The organism is Anaerobiospirillum sp. NML120448, assembly GCF_023050945.1.
Taxonomy (GTDB): Bacteria; Pseudomonadota; Gammaproteobacteria; order Enterobacterales; family Succinivibrionaceae; genus Anaerobiospirillum.
Genome location: NZ_JALKIM010000106.1, coordinates 1 through 9,602, shown reverse-complemented (window position 1 = coordinate 9,602; position 9,602 = coordinate 1). Strand labels below are relative to the sequence as shown.

Below are 9,602 nucleotides of genomic sequence, written 5' to 3'. Positions count from 1 at the left end.
CCTTCGTAGGAGAAATGCCAAATTTAAGGCCAATTTGATACGAGCAAAGATTGCCTTGTATAATTACATCAGCAACTTGAGATTCAGTTACTTCTGTTTTATTTACCGAGTGCAAAGTAGCTGTATTAGGTACCGACATATATACCTCCACATGTCATAAAACATGTACAAATGGTATAAGAATGCGGTTCTATTTGCATCTTTCGGATATTTTACAGTTACACTTATTCTTACCAAAATTAATGAACACTTAATTGGAATCCATAATTGCTCCCTCAGTTTTTTAGTTGGCCACTGTTAAAACTATTCACTGGCCCTAAAGGGATTAAAGGAACATATACCTACCGCTTAGCTAGTGCTTTGCATTCCGCTCCAGGTGCTTTTGCTACTTATTACCTGTGTTAATCCCCCATTAACTGGAGTGGCCTAATTGAACCCTTAAGCATTATATTTGACCCATCCTTCTGCATATGCTTTTGTGTTTAGGGCAAAAGTTTGTTTTGCTCCATAAAACTTGTGCTCTATCCTTTAGCGCCTAATGCTCAAATACCTACTCTACTTTCCTCTAAGTGCATGATGTCTTAGTTGAGGTTAGTAGTAGTAGTAGTAGTGGTGGTGAGCTTAGTAAGCTAAGATAAGACTATTTTGGTAAAGTGTTTAACATATGGCACTTGCATACTAGTAGTGGCTAAAATTGCATACTGGTGCACATTTTTGACAAAAAATATATAGCTTTTTCATTACTGATTGACTAGAATGTTAGTCATTATCGTTGAGCACTCTTTAGAACGAAATCTGGATTTACAGACATGCTTAGCACTCATTTTGTGTTTGTAGCTCTAGATTACTCTTACCACTCAAACTTAGGATATTTTTGATTATGAAGATCGGTTTGATTCTTGAGAACTCTCAAGCTGCTAAGAACGCAATCGTTTTTGAAGAGTTAAATGCTGTTGCCAAGGCTAATGGTCATGAAGTAATTAACTTTGGTATGTACAGCGCTGAGGACGAGCGCCGTTTAACTTATGTAATGAATGGCTTGCTTGCATCTTTAGTTTTAAACTGCAAAGTTGTTGATTTTGTAGTTACTGGCTGTGGTACTGGTGAGGGTGCATGCTTAGCTTGCAACTCTTTCCCAGGTGTACAATGCGGTCACGTAACCAACCCTGTTGATGCTTTCTTATTCACCCAAGTTAATGGCGGTAATGCTATTTCTCTTCCATATGCTCAAAACTATGGCTGGGGCGGTGAAATTAACTTACGCTATACCTTTGAAAAATTATTCGTAGCTCCTTTTGGTGGTGGTTACCCTGTAGAGCGCCGTGAGGCTGAGCAGGCTAATGCCAAGATCTTAACTCAAGTTAAAGAGATCACCCACCGTCCATTAATCGATATCATAAAGGATCTCGATAAGGACTTTGTAAAGACCACTATTAATGATCCAAAGTTTGCAGAGTTATTCTATCCAAACTGCAAAGATCAAGAAATCGCTGATTACTTAAAGAGCTTATAATCCTTAAGCTGCTCTAAAACCTATCATAGCGAACAATGGCCACTGTCTCTACTTATAGAGCGGTGGCTTTTCTATGAGCGCTTAAAAACTCTCCACGCTACCTCCATACTTCCTTTTAGACCTTATCTCCTCTATCCTGTCTCTTTTATCAAGTTGAGACTTGCTCTAAAGCTCTCTATGAGCGCACCCCCAGTCCACACACCAAATGAAACATTAACTGTTAAGTATTAACTGTTAAGACTGGCATTGCCTTTACCAACGCTCGTTAATATAAGCTTTGATGCTTAAGACCTGATTTCTTGTGCCTGAATATGGGGCTTATCTTGTATAAGCTTGCTCTTAAGACCTTCTCAATCAAGGCTAAACACGATAAAGGTCTTTTTGAAACCTGCCTTTTAAAGCATGTCTATTTTGTAGGAGTGCTTAAAGCTTTTGGGCCTATTAGGCACCATTAGCCTCCATTATGCTCATCATAAAAGAGCTAAAGCTACCACGTCCCATGCTTACAAAATGGCTCCCCATTGAGACTATGATTGTAGAAGCCCTCTATCAAGCTATAGCCTTTTTACAACTACCCTTTAATTGAAAAGCTCTGTATTGAAGCAGTTTATTTTTTGCCCAGCTGACTAAGTTGCGGACTATCTAAGAACATCTGCCAAGTACTTAGAAATATGGTGTTTGAGTATTGCTAAAGGGTAAAGCCACTGTTGCTTAAAACTTAATTAGACACTCTCAGTATTGGGCTTGGGCTTGTTAATTGAGCACCCTTAGCAAAGGTTGTATAAGCATTTATTGTAAAGTCAGTCCATTGTTTATTAATGGATTGGCTCTTTGAGCGTACTGTTTCTTGGGAATCTTATTTTGCCAAGATAAACTCATCCTTCATTAGTACATGATTAATAGGTTGTGCCTGACTGCTGCTGTTTCATGGCCTATGTGTAGCTTGAGGTAGTGGATGAGGTCACTAAAAAAGCTCTAGAGCGTGAGCTTTAGAGCTTTAGATTTAGTTTAGTTTTCTAAGTAAAAGTTTAGAGGCTTTGCCTTGCTAGACCATAGGTTTAGCAAAGCTCAGCCAAGGATGAATAAGCCCTGCTAAGGCTACGTAAGGCATGGCATGGCATGACATGACATGACATGACAGTATAGGACTGGTCTTTATGGCCAGGTATGTCTGTGCTGGCATGGTCTGGGCAGCTTGCTTACTTGCTTGATAATTGGGATTAGCAGCTATGGCCTAAAAGTTCTTTTAAGTATTTGACCTCATAGGAGGCGTTGACTGGGTCTAGTTCTTCACGGATAAGATAAAGGTTGCTCTGGGCACACTTAGCTAAATAGGCTCTTAGAGTTTCAACTTGTAAAGAGCCATCTCCTAAACGACATGGGCTATAGCTACCATCTTCATTAACTTTAAAATCTTTGATATGAATGATGTCGGCATATGGTGCAAAGGCAGCTAAACAAGAAGCAATATACTGCTCTTGGCAGTCTAAGTATTTTGGATCCATAAGGTTAGTTGGATCGTAAATTACTTGTAGGTGGTCTCGTCCAACGCTGTGAGCTAATTGTAAAAAGAGCTCTTTGCTGGCTAAGGCATGGTAAAACACTGGCTCTAAAGCGTAAGGCATATTTACAGAGCGAGCCATAGTTAATACCTTTCCTACCATGCTAATGAGGCGCTCCATGTACTCTTTTCTGTCTTGAGCTGCTACCTTGCCATAGGTGCTTTCTGATGCTACACAGTGAGCACCTAAATCCTTTGCTACTTTAAGAATTTTTTCAGTAGTCTGAAGATTCTTTTGCATTAAGGATTCATCTTTAGTAGTTAAATCTAAATAGCAGCCTAATACCGCAAGCTTAAGGCCACTGTCATCTAAGGCCTTAGCAACCTTATTAACAACTTCTAAGTTAACATCATCAAAGCTATTAACCCCAGCAACAGCTTTTGGTAGAGCTAACTGAATTGCTTCAAAGCCAGCATCGGCAATTTGCATAAAGAGGTCATGTGGCTCTTGCTTACCAAAATCATGAGCTCTTACACCAATCTGAATCATATCTTTGTCCTCTTAAAGTGATCTTATTAATTCTTTTAGCTATGTTGCTAAACCAAAGCTTAGTACTAATCCCCTATTACACGTGCCTCACGCTGTTATATGCTGCAATATGGCGCTACACGTCTTTATAAGCTGCTATACGCTGCTATACAGCACTCTACGCTTTAACCAGCTCTGACACGCAGCTATAGGTTGTTTTCACGCTATAGACATGTTCTGCTTGCTATAGCTCTAACAGCTATAAAGGAACCGCACCGTAATGAAAGCCTTAATGAAAGAGCTTATTACTTGATCCAAGGCTTCGCCCTTATCCATTAGCTCTTAGCTCTTGCTCTTAGCTGTAGTTTGGCTATGGCTAAAAGCCGCAGGTACGATGTCAGGCTAGATAGCTTAATTACTGTTTAAGCTTTGCATGGCCTTGGCCTTGGCCTTGGCCTTGGCCTTGGCCTTGCCTATAGCTATGATGCAGCCCCATTTCATTGTGTTTCATAGTGCTGATATAGTCATTTCATTTATGAAATAACAATTGGGGTATTAGTGCTTAATTTGTTTCAATTTAGAAACACAAGCTTAACTTAAATACTAGAGTGCAAGTAGTTTACCAAGTGCTATTTAAAGAAATTTCAAAGATTATTTTTAGGAAGATTTTCCCCGCAACCGCCCTATTCATCATGGTTTTACTATAACTGGTGGGTATGTATGGCTAGCTAGTTTTGACCTTTAACCTTAATTATTTTGCTACTGGTATGGTACTTGGCACTGAAAGTGCAAAATATGGTTATACGAAAGAAAAATAAGCTTTTGGTTTCATTTTAGTAATATAAGAGTGCTCAATTGTTTACTTAATTGAAACCAAAGCTTGTTTTTAGCTTGCCAAGACTTTCACTATTGCAAGTTTTGATAAGCACTCTATCTCAATAAGCATGTTGCTACTAAGGCTAAGCAGTACCACTATGCTTATGAACGATTTTTAGGTACTTAAGTTTCTTTTTGTTTATACAGATACCAGGCTCTTGTTAGTACTATTTTCGTGATTAGGATTGCAGTTTTAAGAAAATAGTTACCTGTAACATTGAGAGTAACAGCCTACTTAAGTAAGCTGAAAACCTGACCTGAGATTAACTTCTAAGGTATGAAATCTGTAATTAAACAATCATTTATTTAGGAATGTTAACTATGATGCTCCAAGGCAAAACAGCATTAATTACTGGCGGTAGCCGTGGTATTGGTCGTGCTATTTGTGATGCTTATTATGATCAAGGTGCTACCTTAATTGTAATGGCCCGTGATGAGGCTAAGCTACAAGAAGCTTGCAAGCAAATCGATAAGGACAACAGTGGTCGTGTATTTGGTATTGCTTGCGATGTAGGCAACAAAGAGTCTATTGATGCTGCTTTTGTTAAGATTAAGGAGCAATTTAAGAGCTTAGACATTCTAGTAAACTGTGCTGGTATTAATATTCGTGAACCTTTAGAGAGCTTTAGCTTTGACTCTTGGAATAAGGTCATGGATGTTAACTTAACTGGTCCTTTCTTAATTACCCAAGCTTGCTTTGACCTTATGAAAGATAAGGGTGGCAAGATTGTAAATATTGCCTCCTTAATGTCTGAGGTCGCCCGCCCAACTATTAGTGCCTATACTGCTTCCAAGGGCGGCATCAAGATGTTTACCCGTGCTATTGCTATTGAGTGGGCTAAGTACAATATTCAAGCTAACGCTATTATTCCTGGCTATATTGCTACTGAAATGAACACAGCCTTAATCGAAGATGAGAAGTTCAACAGCTTTATTTGCAACCGTACTCCACAAGGCCGTTGGGGTAAGCCAGAGGAAGTAGCTCATGCTGCTGTATTCTTTGCCTCTGAGGGTGCCAACTTCATCACAGGTCAATGCTTAGCTGTAGATGGTGGTATTTTAGCCTCCCTATAAGCAATAAGAACTTTACTTAAAAAATGAGCATCTACTACATAGCCTTCAAAGCTAGCAACAGATGCTCTCCTCAAAAAAGCTTAAGACTATCTTTTTATCAAGCTCTTTAGGCAGCAAGCCACGATTAGGGCTTTGCGTATCGCCCTTAGCACATATGATTGCGCCTAGCCCACAGAGCATAGCTTCTACCGCATGCATAGCGCCTAATGCTTAATGCCTATCACTTAGTGAGCTTATTTTGTTAGCTGTCTTAGGCTTGATAAAAGCAGCTTAGTTGTAGTTGTAAAGAGCTGCTCCACGTACAGATTTCATATTTTTTAGGATTTCATCATGTCAGACGTTAAGATTTATATTACCGATTGCGATCACGACAACATTAACGAAGAGACTAAGGTCTTTAAAGAGGCTGGTATCGATTTTGAGTTGGTACAGTGCCACACTGAGGAAGACTTAATCAATACATTACAGGATGCTACTGCTGTATGTAATCAGTATGCTCCTTTTACTGAAAAGGTCTTTGCTGCCCTTCCAAAGCTCAAGACTGTAGTTCGCTATGGTGTTGGTGTGGATAATGTTGATTTAAAGGCCGCTAGCGCTCATGGCGTTACAGTTTGTAACGTACCAGACTATGGCACTAATGAAGTGGCAGATCACGGGATTGCTCTATTATTAGAGTTAGTTCGTAAAGTAGGTCAAGCTAACAACGATGTTCAAGCTGGTATTTGGGATTATGCCCGCTACATTCCAGTACGCCGTATGTCCACCTTAACCGTTGGTATTATTGGCTTAGGTCGTATTGGTAGTGCTTTTGCTAAGCGTGCCCATGCCTTTGGCTGTAAAGTGATTGCTTATGATATTGATTACACCCATGCTAAGGCTGATAGCGAGTTATCTTTTGTTGAGCTCAAAGATAGCATGGATGAGGTTTTAGCAAGCTCTGATGTCATCTCCTTACACTGTAGCTTAAATGAAAGCAATGCTCACTTCATGAATGCTCAAAACTTTGCCAAGATGAAGCAAGGCTCTTTCTTTGTGAACGTATCTCGTGGTGGCTTAGTAAATGAAGCTGACTTAGCTCAGGCAGTAAAGTCTGGCCATTTAAGCGCTGCTGGTATCGATGTAACCTGCACTGAGCCATTAGACGCTAATAGCCCATTACGTGGTTGCAAGAACATTGTAATCACCCCTCACATGGCTTGGTATGCTGTAGAGGCTGCATCTGATCTCAAGACCAAGTGTGCTCAAGAGGCTGTTCGTGGCGCTAAAGGCGAGCCATTACGCTGCCCAGTTAATAAGATTTAAACCTTCATACTAAAAACACAAGTACCTAACCAAAGGAGGGCCCTCACCCTCCTTTTTATTTAACAAGCCACATAAGATAGCGCCTATGGTGGCACCTTATCAAAGTGAAGTTAATCATGTAAGATTTAGTGAGCGCTGGTGAGCTTTTAATAAGCTTAATCTTAATACCTCTAATTTCCCATTGCCTTAGGAGAGCTTGTAATGGATACCAATTTAGCCAATGCTAAGCCCTTAGCTGCGTTTTTTGCTCCAACTGTAGAAATAGCTCAAAGAGCACGCACTATGGCCCAAGAGCTGGAGCTTAATTTAGAGGTTTATGATTACTTTAGTGAAGCTATGATCCCTGCTCTAAAGAATCATGATTATCAGCTGGTAATTGCAGCAGGTACTTGCGCTAACATTTTGCGCAAAAACTTTGACTTTACTGTTCTTGAGCTCTTATCTGATTTATCATCTTTCTTTACTGATATTGATGCTCTAATGACAGCTGGTGCCAGCAAAATTGCGGTAATGGGTAGCCCAGGCAATATTGCTTCTTTCCAGAAGGTTGATTTTGCCCATTCTCAACTTACCTTCTATCCAGTGCATGATATGGGGCAAGTACCTGTCTATGCTGGAGAAATCTTACTCAATGGCATCAATGGTGTCTTAAGCGGACAAATGGTTAATGAGTATTTGCTTAAACACTACCCACATCTAAAAACACGTGTCTTTTCCTGCTCTGATTCTTCTTTAACCAATACCTTATTGGCTGCTAAGCGTATCTTGCACTTAGAAAAAGTTAAAAGGTTGCAATTAACTCGCTTGGACTTACTAATTAACAATATCCAAGAAGGCGTAATCATCTTTAACAAAAAGCAAGAGACAGTCTTTTACAATGTCTTAGCCGAAAAAATTCTGCATGATTATCATATGCAGGACTGGTATGACACAGTAAGTCCTTTATTTGAACAAACCTTAGATAAGCATGCAGTAGTGCACTTGGGCAATAAGCAAGTCCTGATGCATACCATGCATTTTGTCTTTCCTAATACTGATATTGATAATCATTTAGTACTACTTCAAGAAGCTAGTGCTATTGAGGCCTATGAGCACACTATTAGAAGGCACAATATTAATAAGGGCTTAATTGCCAAAGCTACCTTTTCCTCTATGATAGTAAAAGAGCAGAATATGGAGCAATTGGTAGAAAAAGCTAAGCTCTTTGCTCGCACTGATTCTACTGTGCTTATTTATGGCGAGACAGGTACAGGTAAAGAAGTATTAGCTCAATCTATCCACAACCACAGTCACCGCAAATCAGAGCCTTTTGTATCATTAAACTGCGCTTCCTTACCACCATCATTAATTGAAAGTGAGCTGTTTGGCTACGCTGAAGGTGCTTTTACTGGAGCCAGAAAACAAGGTAAAAAAGGCTTATTTGAATTAGCTAATAAGGGCACTATTTTCCTTGATGAAATTGGTGAATTAACTTTAGATGTTCAAAGTCGCCTCTTACGTGTACTCCAAGAGCGTGAGGTAATGCGTGTAGGCGATGATAAGATCATTCCTTTAGACGTAAGAGTAATTTGTGCTACCAATAGAGACTTATTGAAAATGGCAAGCCAAGGTACTTTCCGTCTCGATCTCTATTATCGTATTAATGTTCTACAATTACGCATTCCAGCCTTACGTGAACGTCCTAAAGATATTTATGAGCTTTTTACCACCTACACCAAATCATTTTTAGGTAAGGCCCAATCACAAAACCTTACTATTGATGATGATGCCCTATACTTTTTACAAAGCTACCCATGGCCTGGCAACATTCGCCAATTACGCAATGTATCAGAAGCCATAGTGCTCTACGGCCCGCACATCACCTTAGCCAAACTTTGTGAGATCATGTGCTTAAGCCTAGATCAAGCCTATGCCTTTATCTCATCCCTAAGCTCAGCCCCTGCCCAAGCCACCGCAACTGCAACCGCCAGTGCAAGCGCAAGCTCATACCCTATTAGCAGTGCCACCCCAAGCTCAGGCTATGGCTCACCAGAAAACAATGCTATGGATAATTACGAAGGCTCCTCTCATGAAGCTATCATAAATGAAGAGCTCATTAAGAGTGCCATGCTAGCTAACCATCCATATTTAGCCCCTACTAGCCCCCATACTGGAACAGGAGCAGCTGCTGGCACTGCCGTTGCCGCAGGAGCTAGCTCTGGTGCTATAGCTGGCACAGGCGTTGGTTCCAACTTGGGTGAAAGCAACATAAGTACCCATGAGGGCTCCACTGACGAGAGTACCAAGAGCAACAATCTTAAACTGGTTCTGGAGCTTCCTCCTGATTTTAAGCTTAAAGACTTAGAGCGTGTTGCCCTACAATCACTGCTAAAGACCACCTCTCAACAAGACCTTTGCTCTCGCCTTAACATCAGTCGAGTAACTCTATGGCGCAAGCTCAAAGAGCCAACTAGCAACTAAAATCCTTTTCTCTTATGGGGCTATACTCTTAGCCCCCTTTTCTCTTATCAGCGCTTGTCTGACTCATCCCTGATTATATTTTTACGATAATTGCAACCCCCAAATTCCCATACCACCAGCAAACTAAGGAACTGTAAAAAAATAAAACACACGAATTTTCACTAAAGTTGCAAAAGCTCTCCCCAAAAAATATTTAGATTTTTTAGGAAACTTCCTTTTGCTGATTCTGAGGTTTAATTATGTAAAACCATTCGCCGTGCCACTTGGAGTGCTTAATATTAAGCTTATCCATAGTATCATTTGATACTTTAATACCTTTAGCATAAGTATTTGTATCCTGAACGCAT

5 protein-coding genes are annotated in these 9,602 nt (G+C 40.1%); 4 read left to right on the top strand and 1 reads right to left on the bottom strand.

Annotated elements, in window-relative coordinates; translation table 11 throughout:
- Nucleotides 1-880: 880 nt before the first annotated feature.
- Nucleotides 881-1,513, top strand: coding sequence for an RpiB/LacA/LacB family sugar-phosphate isomerase (locus tag MXE38_RS11485; RefSeq protein ID WP_246915107.1), 633 nt, complete (start codon nt 881-883; stop codon nt 1,511-1,513).
- Between the two features lie 1,220 nt (nt 1,514-2,733).
- Here MXE38_RS11485 and MXE38_RS11480 read toward each other — a convergent pair.
- The gene (locus MXE38_RS11480) at nt 2,734-3,564 is read right to left on the bottom strand and encodes a TIM barrel protein (protein ID WP_246915104.1); all 831 of its coding nucleotides are present in this window, start codon (nt 3,562-3,564) and stop codon (nt 2,734-2,736) included.
- A 1,176-nt stretch (nt 3,565-4,740) separates the two neighbouring features.
- Between MXE38_RS11480 and MXE38_RS11475 the strand changes: the two genes are divergently transcribed.
- From MXE38_RS11475 to MXE38_RS11465, 3 genes are all read left to right on the top strand, one after another.
- The gene (locus MXE38_RS11475) at nt 4,741-5,493 is read left to right on the top strand and encodes a glucose 1-dehydrogenase (protein WP_246915101.1); all 753 of its coding nucleotides are present in this window, start codon (nt 4,741-4,743) and stop codon (nt 5,491-5,493) included.
- A gap of 330 nt (nt 5,494-5,823) precedes the next feature.
- Nucleotides 5,824-6,795 (top strand): C-terminal binding protein, encoded by a 972-nt coding sequence (locus MXE38_RS11470; protein WP_246915098.1) that lies wholly within the window; start codon nt 5,824-5,826, stop codon nt 6,793-6,795.
- A 201-nt stretch (nt 6,796-6,996) separates the two neighbouring features.
- Entirely contained in the window at nt 6,997-9,255 is a 2,259-nt protein-coding gene (locus tag MXE38_RS11465) for a sigma 54-interacting transcriptional regulator (protein ID WP_246915095.1), read from the top strand.
- Nucleotides 9,256-9,602: the final 347 nt, after the last annotated feature.

Excerpts from the sequence above, each read along its gene's own strand:
- MXE38_RS11475 (WP_246915101.1), top strand. The coding sequence starts at position 4,741 with ATGATGCTCCAAGGCAAAACAGCATTAATTACTGGCGGTAGCCGTGGT.
- MXE38_RS11485 (WP_246915107.1), top strand. The coding sequence starts at position 881 with ATGAAGATCGGTTTGATTCTTGAGAACTCTCAAGCTGCTAAGAACGCA.
- MXE38_RS11465 (WP_246915095.1), top strand. The coding sequence starts at position 6,997 with ATGGATACCAATTTAGCCAATGCTAAGCCCTTAGCTGCGTTTTTTGCT.
- MXE38_RS11480 (WP_246915104.1), bottom strand. The coding sequence starts at position 3,564 with ATGATTCAGATTGGTGTAAGAGCTCATGATTTTGGTAAGCAAGAGCCA.
- MXE38_RS11470 (WP_246915098.1), top strand. The coding sequence starts at position 5,824 with ATGTCAGACGTTAAGATTTATATTACCGATTGCGATCACGACAACATT.